The 16,252-nt window shown below is 63.4% G+C and carries 16 protein-coding genes; 11 read left to right on the top strand and 5 right to left on the bottom strand.

Going from position 1 to position 16,252, the window contains the following annotated elements; translation table 11 throughout:
- Positions 1 to 4 precede the first annotated feature (4 nt).
- From purB to FZZ93_RS06165, 7 genes are all read left to right on the top strand, one after another.
- Entirely contained in the window at positions 5 to 1,387 is a 1,383-nt protein-coding gene (gene purB / locus FZZ93_RS06195; protein ID WP_149321458.1) for an adenylosuccinate lyase, read from the top strand.
- A 99-nt stretch (positions 1,388 to 1,486) separates the two neighbouring features.
- Positions 1,487 to 2,662, top strand: coding sequence for a cupin domain-containing protein (locus FZZ93_RS06190; RefSeq protein WP_149321457.1), 1,176 nt, complete (start codon positions 1,487 to 1,489; stop codon positions 2,660 to 2,662).
- 4 nt (positions 2,663 to 2,666) lie between these two features.
- A complete protein-coding gene (locus tag FZZ93_RS06185; RefSeq protein ID WP_149321456.1) occupies positions 2,667 to 3,101 on the top strand; it encodes a GNAT family N-acetyltransferase in 435 nt (144 codons plus the stop codon).
- 327 nt (positions 3,102 to 3,428) lie between these two features.
- Positions 3,429 to 5,027, top strand: coding sequence for an isocitrate lyase (locus FZZ93_RS06180; protein WP_149321455.1), 1,599 nt, complete (start codon positions 3,429 to 3,431; stop codon positions 5,025 to 5,027).
- A gap of 174 nt (positions 5,028 to 5,201) precedes the next feature.
- The gene (locus FZZ93_RS06175) at positions 5,202 to 5,420 is read left to right on the top strand and encodes a hypothetical protein (protein WP_149321454.1); all 219 of its coding nucleotides are present in this window, start codon (positions 5,202 to 5,204) and stop codon (positions 5,418 to 5,420) included.
- Positions 5,421 to 5,497: 77 nt separating this feature from the next.
- Complete coding sequence (locus FZZ93_RS06170; RefSeq protein ID WP_149321453.1) at positions 5,498 to 5,698, top strand: hypothetical protein; 201 nt, start codon at positions 5,498 to 5,500, stop codon at positions 5,696 to 5,698.
- 220 nt (positions 5,699 to 5,918) lie between these two features.
- Positions 5,919 to 6,386 carry an outer membrane lipoprotein gene (locus tag FZZ93_RS06165; protein WP_149321452.1) on the top strand — a complete coding sequence of 156 codons (468 nt, stop codon included), beginning with the start codon at positions 5,919 to 5,921 and terminating at the stop codon, positions 6,384 to 6,386.
- A gap of 103 nt (positions 6,387 to 6,489) precedes the next feature.
- Here FZZ93_RS06165 and FZZ93_RS06160 read toward each other — a convergent pair whose 3' ends face one another.
- Positions 6,490 to 6,771, bottom strand: a complete 282-nt coding sequence (locus FZZ93_RS06160; RefSeq protein ID WP_149321451.1) for a hypothetical protein — start codon at positions 6,769 to 6,771, stop codon at positions 6,490 to 6,492.
- A gap of 209 nt (positions 6,772 to 6,980) precedes the next feature.
- Between FZZ93_RS06160 and FZZ93_RS06155 the strand changes: the two genes are divergently transcribed.
- Entirely contained in the window at positions 6,981 to 7,463 is a 483-nt protein-coding gene (locus FZZ93_RS06155) for an FKBP-type peptidyl-prolyl cis-trans isomerase (RefSeq protein WP_149321450.1), read from the top strand.
- 96 nt (positions 7,464 to 7,559) lie between these two features.
- Here the strand turns inward: FZZ93_RS06155 and FZZ93_RS06150 are convergent, their stop codons facing one another.
- Complete coding sequence (locus tag FZZ93_RS06150; protein ID WP_149321449.1) at positions 7,560 to 8,198, bottom strand: CDP-alcohol phosphatidyltransferase family protein; 639 nt, start codon at positions 8,196 to 8,198, stop codon at positions 7,560 to 7,562.
- Between the two features lie 153 nt (positions 8,199 to 8,351).
- On the opposite strand from FZZ93_RS06150, the gene msrA reads away from it, so the two are divergent.
- Positions 8,352 to 8,975 carry a peptide-methionine (S)-S-oxide reductase MsrA gene (gene msrA, locus FZZ93_RS06145; protein WP_149321448.1) on the top strand — a complete coding sequence of 208 codons (624 nt, stop codon included), beginning with the start codon at positions 8,352 to 8,354 and terminating at the stop codon, positions 8,973 to 8,975.
- Between the two features lie 8 nt (positions 8,976 to 8,983).
- On the opposite strand, the gene FZZ93_RS06140 is transcribed toward msrA, so the two are convergent.
- A complete protein-coding gene (locus FZZ93_RS06140; protein WP_149321447.1) occupies positions 8,984 to 10,192 on the bottom strand; it encodes an MFS transporter in 1,209 nt (402 codons plus the stop codon).
- Positions 10,193 to 10,279: 87 nt separating this feature from the next.
- Here FZZ93_RS06140 and FZZ93_RS06135 point away from each other — a divergent pair, with 87 nt between their 5' ends.
- The gene (locus FZZ93_RS06135) at positions 10,280 to 11,158 is read left to right on the top strand and encodes a LysR family transcriptional regulator (RefSeq protein ID WP_149321446.1); all 879 of its coding nucleotides are present in this window, start codon (positions 10,280 to 10,282) and stop codon (positions 11,156 to 11,158) included.
- Between the two features lie 11 nt (positions 11,159 to 11,169).
- On the opposite strand, the gene FZZ93_RS06130 is transcribed toward FZZ93_RS06135, so the two are convergent.
- Complete coding sequence (locus tag FZZ93_RS06130; RefSeq protein ID WP_246146123.1) at positions 11,170 to 11,805, bottom strand: C40 family peptidase; 636 nt, start codon at positions 11,803 to 11,805, stop codon at positions 11,170 to 11,172.
- Between the two features lie 334 nt (positions 11,806 to 12,139).
- Positions 12,140 to 14,599 carry a DUF1266 domain-containing protein gene (locus FZZ93_RS06125; protein WP_149321445.1) on the bottom strand — a complete coding sequence of 820 codons (2,460 nt, stop codon included), beginning with the start codon at positions 14,597 to 14,599 and terminating at the stop codon, positions 12,140 to 12,142.
- A 195-nt stretch (positions 14,600 to 14,794) separates the two neighbouring features.
- Between FZZ93_RS06125 and FZZ93_RS06120 the strand changes: the two genes are divergently transcribed.
- Positions 14,795 to 16,240 (top strand): NAD-dependent succinate-semialdehyde dehydrogenase, encoded by a 1,446-nt coding sequence (locus FZZ93_RS06120; RefSeq protein WP_149321444.1) that lies wholly within the window; start codon positions 14,795 to 14,797, stop codon positions 16,238 to 16,240.
- Positions 16,241 to 16,252 lie beyond the last annotated feature (12 nt).

Genomic DNA, 16,252 nt, shown 5'->3' with positions numbered 1-16,252 from the left:
AACCATGTCTCTTCCTCTGTCCGCCCTCACCGCCCTTTCTCCCGTCGATGGCCGCTACGGCAGCAAGGCCGATATCCTGCGCGAGCATTTCAGCGAATTCGGCTTGATCCGTGCCCGCGTCACCGTCGAGGTTCGCTGGCTGCAACGTCTCGCCACCCATCCCGGCATCGCCGAGGTCCCGGCGCTTTCTGCCGAGGCCAGCACGGCACTGGATGCTCTGGTACGTGATTTTTCGGTGGCCGATGCCGAACGCATCAAGGACATCGAGCGCACCACCAACCACGACGTCAAAGCGGTCGAATACTTCATCAAGGAGCGCATCGCCGACACGCCGGAGCTGCACGCCGTCACCGAGTTCGTGCACTTCGCCTGCACCAGCGAAGACATCAACAACCTCTCCTACGGCGTAATGCTCACCGATGGCCTGGCCACCTTGCTGCCGGTGATGCATCGGGTCGCCGACGAGATCGCGCACCTGGCCGACGAGCACGCCGAACAGCCGATGCTCTCGCGCACCCACGGACAGACAGCCAGCCCCACCACCCTGGGCAAGGAAATGGCCAATGTCGCCTATCGCCTGCGTCGTCAGTTGAAGCAGATCGAGTCGGTGGAGATCCTCGGCAAGATCAACGGTGCGGTGGGCAACTACAACGCTCACCTGACCACCTACCCGGAGATCGACTGGGAGGCCAACGCCCGCACCTTCGTCGAGGAGCTCGGCCTGACCTTCAACCCCTACACCACCCAGATCGAGCCCCACGACTACATTGCCGAGCTGTTCGATGCGGTGTGCCGCTACAACACCGTGCTGATCGACTTCGATCGTGACGTCTGGGGCTACATCTCGCTGGGCTACTTCAAGCAGAGCACCGTGGCCGGCGAGATCGGCTCCTCGACCATGCCGCACAAGGTCAACCCCATCGACTTCGAGAACTCCGAAGGCAACCTGGGGCTCGCCAACGCCATCCTCGGCCACCTGGCGGAGAAACTGCCGATCTCCCGCTGGCAGCGCGACCTGACCGATTCCACGGTGCTGCGCAACCTGGGCATCGGCCTGGCCTACGGGCTGATCGCCTACCAGGCCTCGCTCAAGGGCATCGGCAAGCTCGAGGCCAACGCCGCGCGCCTGGCCGAGGACCTGGACGCCAGTTGGGAAGTCCTGGCCGAGCCGATCCAGACGGTGATGCGCCGCTACGGCATCGAGAAGCCCTACGAGAAACTCAAGGAACTGACCCGCGGCAAGCGCATCGACCAGGCCGGCTTTGCCGCCTTCATCGATACGCTGGAACTCCCCGCCGCGGTGAAGGAAGATCTCAAGGCGTTGACGCCGGCGACCTACATCGGCAACGCCAGCGAACAAGCGCAAGCTTTGAGCCGTAAGCCGTAAACGTAGAATATAGCCCCCGCATATCAGCGGGGGTTTATCTTATGGCTTACAGCTTATAGCTTACAGCTAGCCTTCAACCTCTCGACGACCCGGTAGCCTATGTCACCCGATTCGCCCCTCACGATGCTGGGCGGCCTGTCCGCCGCCGACTTCCTGCGCGACTACTGGCAGCAACAGCCCTTGCTGATCCGCGGCGCCTTTCCCGATATCGAGAGTCCGCTCTCCCCCGACGAGCTGGCCGGGCTGGCCTGCGAGGACAACATCGAGGCGCGCCTGGTCGAGGAACACGGCCCCGAAGGCCCCTGGCAGGTCAGTCACGGCCCCTTCGACGAAGCCACCTTCGCCCGGCTGCCCGAGCGGGACTGGACGCTGCTAGTCCAGGCGGTGGATCACTACGTTCCCGGGGTGGCCGAACTGCTCGAACGCTTCGACTTCCTGCCCCGCTGGCGGCTCGACGACATCATGATCAGCTATGCGCCTCCCGGCGGCAGCGTCGGCCCCCATGTGGACCAGTACGACGTCTTCCTGCTGCAGGCCAGCGGTCAACGCCATTGGCAGCTCGGCGGACGCGTGCCGGAAGACGCCCCGATCATCGCCGGAATCGACCTGCGCATCCTCGAGCGCTTCGAGGTGCAGCCCGGTCAGGACTGGGTGCTGGAACCCGGCGACATGCTGTATCTCCCGCCGGGCTGGGCGCACCACGGCGTCAGCCAGTCCGATGACTGCTTGACGTTCTCGGTTGGCTTCCGCGCCCCCTCGGCGGACGAAGCCATCACCTCCTTTGCCGACTACATCGGAGAGCAGCTCCCCGCCTCGCATCGCTACGCCGATGCCAGCATGGACGTCCCCGAGGATCCCGCGCAACTCGACGACGCCGCGCTGTCCCGCATGCGCGCCCTGATCCTCGAGACGCTCGACGACCCCGCCCAGCTGGCCCAATGGTTCGGCCGGGTCATGACCCAGCCCAAGTACGTCGACCAACTGGTGCCCAACGAGACGCCCACCGAGGAAGCCGAGCTTGTCGCCGCACTACAAGCCGGCGAGACGCTGGAGCGCAGCCTCGGTTCGCGCTTCGCCTGGCGTGCCCTGGACGACGAGCGCGCGACCCTGTTCGTCGATGGCGATGGCCTCGACTGCCCCACCGGGCTGGCCCGGGAACTGGCCGGAACCGCGACGCTCGACGCCCACCTGCTGGAGCATGCCGAGGCCCCACGGGTCCTGGTCCATCTACTGGATGCCGGCAGCCTCGACTGGACCGGTCTCGACGAGGAATGAACGCATGATGCACGCACTGGAAATCCGCGAAGGCGACTGGAGCGAACTCGGTGACATTGCCAGCGAGATCCGCCGAGTGGTGTTCATCGAAGAGCAGCAGGTCCCCGAAGAGGAGGAATGGGACGGCCGCGATGACGAGTGCCGGCACTTCCTGGCACTCGACGCCGCCGGCAAAGCGCTAGGCACCGCGCGCCTGCTGCCCGACGGCCATATCGGCCGGGTGGCCGTGCTGAAAGACGCGCGAGGCCGAGGCATCGGCCTCGCGCTGATGGAAGCCGCCATCGCCTCGGCCCGTCGCCGAGGCGATGTCCATGTGGCCCTGGCCGCCCAGACCCACGCCCTCGCCTTCTACGAACGACTCGGCTTCCACGCCCATGGCGACACCTTCCTGGACGCCGGAATTCCGCATCGCAACATGACGCTATCCCTGCGCGACTGACCTTCCTTTCTCATCTCCCTCCGCGAAAAAAGACTACAGGAACCCCTCGCTCAAACGGGTTCCTGTCGTCGAGCTACAACCCTTCCTGCTCCCAAATACCAATGGTGAAAGCCCGTCATACGGGGCCATAGTGATCCACAAGACGAGTGCGCCAACACGCACTGAGCGATATTCCCCTCAACCAGCGATATAACAAGCGCACTCGTCAGGGGACGAGCAAGGCACGAAAAACCACCATGCCGTCCGCCATGAAAGAGAACGCTATTTCGCGGTTGCAGCACAAAATGTGACCAAGCAGTTCCTTGACCTGAACGAGAGGATCACCCCATGGCAGCTTTCAACGACGAACGTCAGACACTGGCCCAGCACCGCGAGGCCCAACGTGGCAAGTGGGACAACATCAACCCTGATCACGCCGCCCGCCTGCGCCTGCAGAACCGCTTTCGCACCGGCCTGGACATCGCGCGCTACACCGCCGCCGTCATGCGCGACGACATGGCCACCTACGACGCCGATACCAGCCAGTACACCCAGTCGCTAGGCTGCTGGCACGGCTTCATCGGCCAGCAGAAGATGATCTCCATCAAGAAGCACTTCGGTGAAACCAAGGGGCGCTACCTCTACCTCTCCGGCTGGATGGTCGCCGCCATGCGCTCCGAGTTCGGCCCGCTTCCCGACCAGTCGATGCATGAAAAGACCAGCGTGCCGGCCTTGATCGAGGAGCTCTACACCTTCCTGCGCCAGGCCGATAGCTGGGAGCTCAACCATCTTTTCCGCGAACTGGACGCTGCCCAGCAGGCCGGCGACGAGCTGAAAACCAAGGAACTGCTCGGCAGAATCGATAACTTCGAGACGCATATTGTGCCGATCATCGCTGATATCGATGCCGGCTTCGGCAATGCCGAGGCCACCTATCTGCTGGCCAAGAAGATGATCGAAGCCGGTGCCTGCTGCATCCAGATCGAGAATCAGGTCTCCGACGAAAAGCAGTGCGGACACCAGGACGGCAAGGTCACCGTGCCCCACGAGGACTTCATCGCCAAGCTCAACGCCGTGCGTTACGCCTTCCTGGAGCTCGGCGTGGAAGATGGCGTGATCGTCGCCCGCACCGATTCCCTGGGTGCCGGCCTGACCCAGAAGATCGCCGTCAGCCATGAGCCCGGCGACCTGGGGGATCAGTACAATGCCTTCCTTGACGGTGACGAAATCGCCTCCGCGGACGATATCGCCAACGGCGATGTGGTCATCAAGCAGAGCGGCAAGCTGGTCAAGGTCAAGCGCCTGGCGTCCGGTCTCTACCAGTTCAAGCCGGGCACCGGCGAGGATCGGGTGGTGCTCGACTGCATCACCAGCCTGCAGAATGGCGCCGACCTGCTGTGGATCGAGACCGAAAAGCCCCATGTCGGCCAGATCAAGCACATGGTGGACCGCATCCGCGAGATCTGCCCGGACGCCAAGCTGGTCTACAACAACTCGCCGTCCTTCAACTGGACCCTGAACTTCCGCCAGCAGGTGTTCGACGCCTGGGAAGCCGAGGGCAAGGACGTCTCCGCCTACGACCGCGCCAACCTGATGAGCGCCGAGTACGACGAGACCGAACTGGGCCGCCTGGCCGACGAGTGGACACAGAACTTTCAGCGCGACGGCGCACGCGAGGCTGGCATCTTCCATCATCTCATCACCTTGCCGACCTACCACACCGCCGCCCTGTCCACCGACAACCTAGCACGCGGCTACTTCGGCGACGAGGGTATGCTGGCCTACGTGGCAGGCGTGCAGCGCCGCGAGATCCGCGAGGGCATCGCCACCGTCAAGCACCAGGACATGGCCGGCTCCAACATCGGCGACGATCACAAGGAATTCTTCCACGGCGAAGCCGCACTCAAGGCCGGTGGCCAGGACAACACCATGAACCAGTTCGGTTGACCGAGATATCACCGATTCATTCCGGGGAGGCCTTGGCCTCCCCTTTTTCATGCCTTCATGTTCATGCGTTCGTGCAGGTGTTCGACCACTGTCATGAAACTTACCGACAGCAATATCCACTCTTTGGACAACATGTAGTCGAGTTACAACCCGGCGTGCACCCAAGGAGGCATTGTGGCATTTGCTGTCCTGCACCATATTGAAATCACAGCAGCAGGCAAACGTTTCGTTATCCCGATTCGCGACCCTGCTCTGGGCTACAAACCGCGGCGCTTTCCTGATGATCCGGGCGCCAAAGGCGATGGTCTTTCCAAGCTTGTGACCATTTCGCAACTGCAGCACAGGGCACTTACCCGGCCCGGCATGAGTAGCAAACATACGCCAATGCCATGACAGGTGGCGGACTCAGACGAGACGTTATCCTGGCAACAAATGGCCCTGTCAGATGGCCCTATCAAGAGGTGTTACACATGAACTGCAACGAACTGAGCCAACAAGCCGACCTCATTGCCAGCACGTTCAGCAAGCAGGATCTGGCCAAACTGGTACTTGCCCTGAAGGGCAATCACGAGTCTCTACAACATGCCGTCAAGGTCATCGATACCATCGATAATCGTGTGGGCTACTCGCTCGACGATGCCTGGGACGAAGTGCTGACCGGCGATTTCTGAGCACAAGCACTGTAAAAATGCCCGCGCATGCCCAACCCCACCCCCCGCCATCAGGCGCGGGGGTTTTATGGTTCAAACGCACGACCCCGCCGATCACTGGTCAAACTCATGCCTCCGAGATAGACTCGGAAACACATCCATTCACCGTTTGCCGCGTTCAGACAGCACATCACCGGCCAACATCGCTGTCACGCATACCATTTTGGCAAGGAGGTCACACATGAAGCGTCTTCTCCCCGTACTGGTCCTGAGCACCCTGACACTCGCCGGCTGTGCCAACACCTCGCCCTATTCGGGCAACGTTTATTCCGGCAACCAGGCAAAGTCTGCCCAGAGCGTCACCATCGGCACCATCACTGCCATGCGCCCGGTGCAGATCCAAGCCGACAGCCGGGCCGGAGGCCTGCTGGGTAGTGGCGGCGGCGCCATCATCGGTGGCCTGCTCGGCAATCAGATCGGCGGCGGCTCCGGACGCCAGCTCGCCACCGCAGCCGGCGCCATCGGCGGTGCCGTGGCCGGCACCAAGATCGAGGAATCCACCAACATGGTCAATGCCACGGAACTCGAGATCCGCAAGAACAACGGCGAGCAGGTCGTCGTGGTACAAAAATCGGACCAGAGCTTCCAGGTGGGCCAGAAAGTGCGTCTGATCGGCACCGGCCGCAACGTCAGCGTCGCGCCCTACTGATATCTGATATCAGCTAACGGTCCACGACACCGTTACACGCAACAGGGCCCGCGGATCAATCATCCGCGGGCCCTGTTCGTCAGTCAGCATCGAGACGCAAGCGTCAGTGGAAGTCGATCTTGCTCATCGCCCAGCACACCAGCTTGCCACCAATCAGCACCAGCAGGCCGATGATCAACAGCGTCAAGATCATGTCCACCGGACGCACGATAGCCGTGGCCCCCAGCACTGCGATAGCGGGACTCCAGACCCAGCGATCATCCTCGCTGCGCAGGATATCGGGCAGCAGCTTGCCCACCGCGCCACTGACGGACGTCTCCCAGCGTTTCAGGCACAGCAACAGGATCACGGCGAAGGCGATCACCCAGATCAAGGTCACGATCATGAAGTTCTCCACAAGAGGTCGGGAAGACGGCGGGGAAAATGTGATCTCCAAAGGGTATCCCCACCCGCCACGGCACGCAACCGGCGACTCGTGACGTGAATCCACTTCAGGCACGTACGCGATAACCTGAAAAATCCCCAGAGCCACTGACAGAGCCGGATATCCCACGTTACCATGCCATCTTACATGCACTCACCAAAGGTTCATCAATGCAGATCGCGCAAAATTCGGTTGTCGCTTTTCACTACACCCTGACCAACGATGCAGGTGAAGTGCTGGACAGCTCAGAGGGTCGTGAGCCGCTGACCTATCTCCATGGCGCCGGCAACATCATTCCGGGCCTCGAGAAGGAAATGGAAGGCCGCGCGGCTGGCGACAAGCTTCAAGCCCAGGTCACGCCGGAAGAAGGCTACGGTGAGGTGCAGCCGCAGCTGGTGCAGGAAGTCCCGCGGGATGCCTTCCAGGGCGTCGAAAACGTGGAACCCGGCATGCAGTTCCAGGCCCAGACCCAGGGTGGACCGCTGATGGTCACCGTGACCAAGGTCGAAGGCGACACCGTCACCGTCGACGGCAACCATCCGCTGGCCGGCCAGCAGTTGAACTTCGACGTCGAGATCGCCGAGGTTCGCGAAGCCAGCCAGGAAGAAATCGAGCATGGCCACGTGCATGGCGAGGGCGACCAGGAGCACTGAGTGCCCTGTCCGCGCCGAGCCAACGGTTCGATAGCGGGAGCGACCGGCGGGTCGCTCCCTTTTTTGTGTCTGCTTTTCCTCCCTCCCCCAATCCCCTCAAACCGCATCGTGGTTCTCCACCGGTAGCGCGGCCAGGGTTCGATAGCCGCCCCACAGGCGAGTCGCGGTCGTGATCAGGCAGGCCACGGCAAACAGCGTCGCCAGAACTGGAAACTGCCCTGGCCACAGGCAGAATGCCATCAGCGCCACGACCGTCTCGGTACCCTCGGTCAGGCCATGCAGGTAATAGAAGGCCTTGCGCTGAAAGCGCGGTCTTTCCAGCCCATGGCGGGCCGCCATGATGGCAAAGGCCAGAAAGGACGTCCCGGTGCCGATGAACGAGAACAACAGGAATGCACCTGCCAGGGCATTGACGGCCGGATCGGCCAGGACGAACCCCAGCACCACGGCGGCATAGAAGACGAAGTCGAGGCCAATATCGAGAAATCCGCCAGCATCGCTGGCACGGCCGATGTATCTTGCCAGGGCACCATCCAGACCATCGCCCAGCCGGTTGAGCAGGATCATGACCAGCGCCGCCGCATAGGCCTGCCATGCCAGCAAGGGTAACGCCAGCATGCCGATCAAGAACGCTACCAGGGTCACCTGGTCGGGCCGGACACCCAAGCGCGCCAGCCCCCACGCCATCCAGTGCAAGGGGGCCTGGGTCAGCGGCATGGTCCAGCGATCTAGCATAGGGAGCCTCCTTGCGATGATGACAGTCACGGCGATGTGAGCCCTTTGCAGGGCTTGCGAGGAACCCTGACATCCTATAGACATCGAATCTACAGGGGATTCGCCAGCCCTTGCCATATATTGCCGACAGGCGCCGTCTCGAGGATCGCCATCATGCCAATCTCGCCACTCCCCGCACGATGTTGGCCGCTGCTGCTGATCGCCGGCCTCGCCCCTTCTGCCATGGCCGACAACACCGATACCGCCAGTGCCGTTTTCGCGGCCGGTTGCTTCTGGTGCGTCGAGGAGGCCTACGACAAGGTCGAGGGCGTGATCTCCACCACCTCGGGCTTCAGCGGTGGAGACGTGGCCGATCCCAGCTACGATCGAGTCGTCGCCGGTGGCACCGGCCACGCCGAGGCGGTCAAGGTCGAATACGACCCTACCCGGGTGGACTATGACACTTTACTTTACGTGTTCTGGCGCAATGTCGACCCTTTCGCCGAAAATCGGCAATTCTGCGACGAGGGCCCATCCTATCGCAGCGCCCTCTTCCCGATGGACGCTAAACAACGGCAACTGGCCGAAGCCAGCCGCGAGGCGGTGGCCGAACGCTTCGACCGCAAAGTGGCCACCGAGATCAGCGACTTCAAGGCCTTCTATTCGGCCGAAACTTACCACCAGAACTTCTACGACAAGAACCCGCTGCGTTACCACTTCTACAAGTCCGCCTGCGGACGCTCGGATCGTCTCGAAGAGATCTGGGGCGACGAAGCCGAAGCCAGCGCACGCCCCTGATACCGCCGTCAGCCCCCGATCGGCTCGTTCGCCATGGAATGGCGACGCTCGCCGCGGCGCAACCACCAGGCGATCGCGAAGGTGATGGCCAGAATCAGCCAGGAAGCAAACACTACGCCCAACCAGTTCCCCATCAACCAGAAAGGCTCCAGCCAAAACCCTCCCAGGCTCGCCCCCGTGTAATAGAACACCAGATACAGCGCCGAGGCGCTGCCCCGATCATGCTGTGCGTGGCGCCCCACCCAGCTCGAGGCCATCGAATGGGCGAGAAAAAAGCCGAAGGCATTGACGGTCAATCCCGCCAGAATCAGGAAGAGATGATCGGAAAGCGTCAGGGCCGTGCCCGCCATCAGCAGCAGGATACCGAACGCCATGCATGTCGGCTGGGGAATCGCCCGCGAGAGGCGGCCGGACAGCGTCGAGCCCAGGGTACCGCTGAGATAAGTCAGAAACAGCAGCCCGAGCCACTGCTCTCCCAGTTCGAAAGGAGGCGCTGCCAAGCGAAAGGTGATGTAGCTGTACTGGTTGATGAAGATCAGAAAATTCAACCCTCCCAACAGATAGGCACCCAGCAGCACAGGATTGCGCAGATGCCCGGCGAGACCGGCCCGCGCCTCGCGCAGACGAAAGCGGCGCGGCTCGAAACGCCTGGCCGGCGGCAGCAGGCGCCAGAATACCGCACCCCCGACCAGGGTCAGCGCCCCCACCGCCAGGAAACTGGCCGACACACCACCGATCTCGGCCATCGAGCCACCGATCACACGTCCACCAATGCCGCCCAGGGTATTGGCGCCGATATAGAGCCCGACCGCCGACAACAGCGCAGGCCTGTCGAACTCATCGCCCATCCAGGCGATCGCCACCGCCGGCAGCCCGCCCAGCACGAAACCTTGCACGGCACGCAGGATCAGCAGGGTTTCGAAACTCGGCGCAAAGGCCAGAACGATCGACAGCAACCCGGCAAGCATCAGCGTCAGGCGCATGATGCCGGCACGTCCGACGGCATCCGACAAGGGGCCGAAGACCAGCAGCGCCGCGGCCAGGGCCAGCGTCGAGACCGACATCGTCAGACTGGCCGCCAATGTCGAAATCCCGTAGGCCTCACGCATCAACGGCAGCAGCGGCTGCGGGACATAGAGATTGAGAAAGACCAGCAAGGATCCCAGGCACAAGGCCAGGGTGGCGCGCCACCAGGCGCGGCTACGAACGACGATCATGAGTACCTCCGGCTTGGATGGCCATGATCGTCCGGTTAAGATGATAAGCCAAACAGAATATTATGATAACGTCCATCATCAAGGCTTATGACCCTACCCTTCGACCTTCGCGCCCTGCAGGTCTTCCTGGCGGTCGTCGACCAGGGCGGTTTCGGGGCCGCCGCCAGGGAGCTGCACATCGCGCAATCCGCGGTGAGCCAATCCATCGCCAACCTGGAGCGCCGTCTCGAACTGACTCTGTTTCATCGCCACGAACGTCGTATCGCGCTCACCACGGAGGGAGAAGCGCTGGTCGAGCATGCCCGTCAGCTGCTCGAGCGCGCCGAAACCGCTCACCTGGCCATGCGCGAACTCCACGATCTGGTCAAGGGCGAGGTCCGCATCGGCATCCCCTCGATGCTCGGGTCCTATTATTTCCCGCCACTGCTGATGGGCTTCAAGGCACAGCATCCCGGCATCCGGCTGACCGTAGTGGAAGCCGGCGCGCGACGCTTGCAGCACATGATCGCCAGTGGCGAGCTGGATCTGGGCGTGGTCATCGATGACGGTGCCAGTCGACACTTGGCGAAACGCCATCTGACACGGGAGGAAATGGTCGTCTGCGTACCGCGGGAGCACCCCTTCGCCGACTACGACAGCGTGACGCCGGAGGCCTTCTTCGCCGAACCCCTGGTGCTGTTCCAGGATGGCTACTTTCACCGCGAATTCATCGATGCCTTGTCGCAGCACTGCGGCACCGAGGCGAATATCGCCTTCGAATCCAACCTGATACCGCTGACCAAGGCTATAGTGCGCCGCGGCTTCGGCATCACCACTTTCCTGCGACGCGTCGTGGAGGAACCGGAACTAACAGCCGTCTCCTTCGCGCCACCGAGCTGGATGGACCTGTCGCTGGCCTGGGCCGAAGGCGCCTACCTGTCACGGGCGGAGCAGGCCTTCGTCGACTTCGTGATCGCCAATCGCTGAACGCCCGCTCATCACCCCTCGCCGGAGGCGATCACACTGCTGTCGAGACGCTGCGCCAGATGCCGGGTATCCAGTGCACGCCGGCTCTGCCAGTAATAGCGCTGCCAGTATTGATTATCCAGAGAGGAGAGCTTGACGCCGCGCGAGGAAGACGCATGCAGGAAACGGCCTTCGCCGACATAGATGCCCACATGCCGATAGGCACCGGGGGGACGGAAGAACACCAGATCGCCGGGACGCAATTCATCCCGCGAGATCTGTCGTCCCTCATGCACCTGGCGAGCCGTGGTGCGCGGCATCTCGAGACGGAAAGTATCGGCGAAGACATGCTGCACCAGTGCCGAACAGTCGATGCCGCTGCGCGTGGTGCCGCCCAGTCGGTAGGGAGTGCCCAACCAGTGTTCGTGCTGGGCCAGCAGGGCCTGGCGAATCAGGGTGGGGGGCGGATTACCCAGTTGGCGAGCCTGCAGGATGGGATTATCTGCCGGCGACATCATCGGGCCTCCGGGCAGCCCCGGCAGGTCACGGGCGAAGTAATTGCCCGTTGGTTCTTCCGGAGACGGGGAACCGCCCGAGGCGGCACAACCCGCCAGCATGACACACAACAACGCCACGGGAACGAGGCGACGCGACCCTGGATTGATCATCCCTGCTCCCTCACCCTGTCATACTCCTTGATTGCTTCCTGGTTTGGCTTTCTTTCTGAGCATCATTCAGGACGAGTCACAGCCGGCCATCTCAAGCAAAAACCGGCCTAGCGACATCGTTCACCACTCGTGACTGCCCACCCTATACGGCATCTTGCAATGCTTCCCGCTCCGCCAAGCATTGGCGATGACCCGGCAGGCCAGACCCGCTCATGCGCGGATGGACTTATCGCGCCTCAGCATAGACATTTTTCGCATAATAGCCAAGAACAACGACTTATAGGTGCCGATATTTCAACATTGTTGTCTTTGATATGGTTTTCTTGACACGCGATCAATGCAGCAGCCTCTCATCCCCCGGGAGAGTATCCACATGCATCGGCGCCCAATGACGCGGACGCGCGCCGGGAAAGTCTAGACTCGCCCAGGGGCCCGTCAGCGGCGGCGCGGCGGCAAGCCAACTGGCCAGGGCCTGGCGAAAGCCGCCCAGGAACGCCTCGCGCTCGGGAGTCTCCCCCATGAAGAAGGAAAAACCGGCGTAAAGTCCGCGCGCGTACTCCTCCCATCCACCGTAATGGCTGGCGGCCAGTGTGTGAGCACGCCGCAGCCTGGCGAAGAACGCCTCCTCGCTCAGCCAGTCCAACTGACGGCCGGCAATGGCAAGATCCACGGCCTGGGCCAGATCCCAGGCAGCGAGGTCCAGGTCGTTGCAGCCATCCTCATTGGCGCGCACACGCTCGAGGCGCAACAGGTGGTTGCGCTCCTCTTCACCACAGTCATCGCTTTCCAGGGTCGCAATCTCCGAGGCCAGGCGTGCCGGGTTGAGGGTATAAGGCGCGTAGTTGATCTGGTATTCCTGACGGTCACCGACCTCCAGCAGGTAATCGATGAACTCCGCCAGCCCTTCCGGGCCATGTACAGCGTAATGGCCATCCACCCACTCGCGGATCGAGACGCACTCACGCTCGCTCTCCGGTTGCGGCAGGCTCCAGATCGCACTGTTGAGAGGCCCAACCAGGGCCATGGCGGTAAACTGGCTGAGTCCCGGGCGTGGCCCCGGCTCCCGCCATGCGCCACCACGCCAGTCGAGCCAATGGAAGAGGCTGCCCGGATCATCGCGGTGCCAGAGGATCTCCGCCTCCAGGGAGGGTTGCTCGGGCTCGGGCAGCAAGGCCTCCCAATGCGCCCAGGCCGACAGCAGACGGCGAGCATCGGGATAGAAGCGGCACAATGAACCCTGTAACGCCGTCGCCAACTCCGCCAGGCGCGGCGCCTCGAACCACTCGCTGTCCATGGCCATCTGCAGGTGGAATGCGAACTTCTCCGCCATATGGATGGTCGCGGCGTGGCGACTGGCGCGCCCCAGTGCATCGCGCCCTGCCTGATCGCCGGCGGCAATCTGGCCGAAGGGCGTTTGGGACGACGGCAAGGCGCCATGGGCCGCGTCCGCCGCGAGTTGATTGAGATGATGGGCTTGGGCCGGCAACCAGTAGCGCGTCAGCGCCTCCACGCCTTCGTCGGCATGCAGGTCGAGCGTCTCGGTCAAGTGGCCGCGCGCGTCCTCACAACGTGCCAGCGGCAGGCTCGGCGCCACTCCCTGGCGCAACGCCAGCTCGGGCTCGCGTACCGCCGCCAGGGCCAGCACCCAATGACGCGGATCGCGACGCCAGCCGCGTATGCGTTCCCGGGAGGCTTCGATCAGTTCGGCATCGATCATTTCCTGCAGGGCGGGTTTCCAGGGACTCACCGGGGCATGCAGGAGCAAGCGCCAGTCGGCCTCGAAGTCGCCCAGTAGATCCTGCCCTTCGAACAGGCTGCGCCCTCGCTGATAGGCCCGCGCGAGTGCTGGCCAGTCGCTATAACGGTGCAGCACCAGATCCGCACCGTGCAGCGCGACGTCCCGGGCCTCGTCATCGGCAAGCCAGCCTAGGCAGGCACCGGCCCAGGCCAGGTCGATCATCCGCAGCCAATCCCAGGCCGCCCATTCCAGCGGCTCGCCCCTTTCCACGAAGCCCAGCAGGACACGACCGAAATCGCGGTCCCGGGGCGCCAGCCCGGCATGCCAGCGACGGCGCGCCTCGGCATTGGCCTCGAGCAACCGATTGGCATCGAGATCCCAGCCCTGCCGGTCGCCCTGAGAACCCAGCCACAAGAGCAACCGAATCAGCTCGTCGCGCCCTGTCACCTGCCACGACTCGGCCAACCAGGCCTCGAGCCCCTGCCAGTCCAGCGTGCATGCCGGCGTCTCAAGCACCGGGCTGAAGGCGGCTCTCAGCCGCCATACCCGAGCCTCGGCCTCCTCGGGCCACAGTGCCGGCGTCTGCCGATTGGCCAGCAACCAGTCGCGCAGCATTTCCCAGGTCACGCCCTCGCCATCGTGCTCCAGGGTGGCCAGGGCCTCGCAGGCCTCGGCGAAGCCGTCATCGCCGCGGACCCACCCCTCATCGTTACGCGCGCGACGCAACGCCGCTAGCCAGTCGTCCAGGCCGGCGTGGTGGGCGTGAATCTCCTCGGCCAGGCGCTGTCCCCATTGCCGGGCCCGCGATTCACTCAGCCACTCGGCCGCCCCTGCCAGGGCCGTCACTTCCAGTGCGGCCAGTAAGCGTGCCGGATCAGGGTGGGCGCTATCCAGCGCCTCCAGCAGGCGCCAGCCCAGTTCCCCGCGATCGACAACGTCAAGACTCGCCAGACGGGTGCGCGCCATCTCCGGCTCGAGCGCCAGAGGATCGGGTGCAAAGGCCCAACCACACAGCACCAGCTGTTGGGCCCACCAGGCATTCAAGGGATCGACCAAGGCACACCTCGCCACACATCAGGATCAGGGAGCGCAAGACGCGCCCCTATGAATTCGGCGACACAGTGTAACGGAAAGCAGGCGCTACGCCGATGCTAGAAGCCCTTGCAGGGAAAGATCTCGTGGGGACTTGGCGCGTTGTTGTAAATAATGCACACTCGTCAAACAAGATAACCACCCAAGCGAGTCTGCCTCATGAACGCCGATATCCCGTTGCTCATCGACAAGGCCTACGTGGCCGGCCAGTGGCGCGACGCCGAGCGTCGCTTCGCCGTCACCGATCCCGCTACTGGCGAGACGCTGGCCAATGTCCCTGACCTCGATGCCGAAGACGCGCGTCAGGCCGTGGCCGCCGCCGAGACGGCCTGGCGAGATTGGCGCCGCAAGACCGCCAAGGAGCGTGCCTCGTTGCTGCGCGCCTGGTTCGAGCTCATCATGGCCAACCAGGAAGCCCTCGCCCGGTTGATGACCCGCGAGCAGGGCAAGCCGCTGGCCGAATCGCGCGGCGAAGTCGCCTATGGCGCCAGCTTCGTCGAGTTTTACGCCGAACAGGCCAAGCACGTAGCCGGCGAGACGCTGCCCAGCCATGGCGCCGACAAGCGCATCCTGGTGCTGCGCGAGTCCATCGGCGTAGTGGCCGCCATCACGCCCTGGAACTTCCCCCTGGCGATGATCACCCGCAAGTGCGCTCCGGCGCTGGCAGCCGGTTGCACGGTGGTGGTCAAGCCCGCCGAGGCGACGCCCTTGACCGCCCTGGCCATGGCCAAGCTGGCCGAGGACGCCGGTATTCCCGCGGGCGTCATCAATGTGGTGACTGCCAGCCGTCCCGCCGAGATCGGCGAGGTGCTCACCACTGATCCGCGGGTACGCAAGGTGTCCTTCACCGGCTCCACCGCCGTGGGCAAACGGCTGCTGGCCCAGTGCGCCGGCACGGTCAAGAAGACGTCCATGGAACTCGGCGGCAACGCTCCGTTCATCGTCTTCGACGATGCCGACCTCGACGCTGCCGTGGAAGGCGCGGTGGCCTCCAAGTTCCGCAACTCGGGCCAGACCTGCGTGTGCACCAACCGTATGCTGGTGCAGGCCGGCGTCTACGAGGCCTTTCTCGACAAGCTGGCCACTCGCGTCGCCGAACTTCAGGTCGGCAATGGCCTGGAGGACGGCGTGGTCCAGGGGCCACTGATCAACGATGCCGCCGTGGACAAGGTTCGCGAGCATATCGCCGATGCCCTCGACAAGGGCGGGCGCCTGATCTGCGGCGGCCAGCCCCATGAACTCGGCGGCACCTTCTTCCAGCCCACGGTAATCGGTGACGTCGACGACAGCATGCGCGTGGCCACCGAGGAGACCTTCGGCCCCTTGGCACCGGTCTTCCGCTTCGACACTGACGAAGAGGCCATCGCCATGGCCAACGCCACCGAATTCGGCCTGGCCGCCTACTTCTACGCCAACGACTATCGCCGTATCTGGCATGTCATGGAAGCGCTGGAATATGGCATGGTGGCGGTCAATGAAGGCCTCCTCTCCACCGAGCTTGCGCCCTTCGGCGGCGTCAAGGAATCCGGGCTGGGACGCGAAGGGTCGCACCACGGTCTGGATGAATACACTGAACTAAAATACGTCTGTGTCGGCGGCTTGTAATCGCCCCCCATA

Source organism: Halomonas eurihalina (assembly GCF_008274785.1).
Classification (GTDB): Bacteria; Pseudomonadota; Gammaproteobacteria; order Pseudomonadales; family Halomonadaceae; genus Halomonas; species Halomonas eurihalina.
Note: the sequence above shows the minus strand (reverse complement) of the source record. Positions and strands in the feature narration are given on the sequence as shown.

Coding starts and splice junctions, on each gene's coding strand:
- purB (WP_149321458.1), top strand. CDS start 5: ATGTCTCTTCCTCTGTCCGCCCTCACCGCCCTTTCTCCCGTCGATGGC.
- FZZ93_RS06190 (WP_149321457.1), top strand. CDS start 1,487: ATGTCACCCGATTCGCCCCTCACGATGCTGGGCGGCCTGTCCGCCGCC.
- FZZ93_RS06185 (WP_149321456.1), top strand. CDS start 2,667: ATGATGCACGCACTGGAAATCCGCGAAGGCGACTGGAGCGAACTCGGT.
- FZZ93_RS06180 (WP_149321455.1), top strand. CDS start 3,429: ATGGCAGCTTTCAACGACGAACGTCAGACACTGGCCCAGCACCGCGAG.
- FZZ93_RS06170 (WP_149321453.1), top strand. CDS start 5,498: ATGAACTGCAACGAACTGAGCCAACAAGCCGACCTCATTGCCAGCACG.
- FZZ93_RS06165 (WP_149321452.1), top strand. CDS start 5,919: ATGAAGCGTCTTCTCCCCGTACTGGTCCTGAGCACCCTGACACTCGCC.
- FZZ93_RS06160 (WP_149321451.1), bottom strand. CDS start 6,771: ATGATCGTGACCTTGATCTGGGTGATCGCCTTCGCCGTGATCCTGTTG.
- FZZ93_RS06155 (WP_149321450.1), top strand. CDS start 6,981: ATGCAGATCGCGCAAAATTCGGTTGTCGCTTTTCACTACACCCTGACC.
- FZZ93_RS06150 (WP_149321449.1), bottom strand. CDS start 8,198: ATGCTAGATCGCTGGACCATGCCGCTGACCCAGGCCCCCTTGCACTGG.
- msrA (WP_149321448.1), top strand. CDS start 8,352: ATGCCAATCTCGCCACTCCCCGCACGATGTTGGCCGCTGCTGCTGATC.
- FZZ93_RS06140 (WP_149321447.1), bottom strand. CDS start 10,192: ATGATCGTCGTTCGTAGCCGCGCCTGGTGGCGCGCCACCCTGGCCTTG.
- FZZ93_RS06135 (WP_149321446.1), top strand. CDS start 10,280: ATGACCCTACCCTTCGACCTTCGCGCCCTGCAGGTCTTCCTGGCGGTC.
- FZZ93_RS06130 (WP_246146123.1), bottom strand. CDS start 11,805: ATGATCAATCCAGGGTCGCGTCGCCTCGTTCCCGTGGCGTTGTTGTGT.
- FZZ93_RS06120 (WP_149321444.1), top strand. CDS start 14,795: ATGAACGCCGATATCCCGTTGCTCATCGACAAGGCCTACGTGGCCGGC.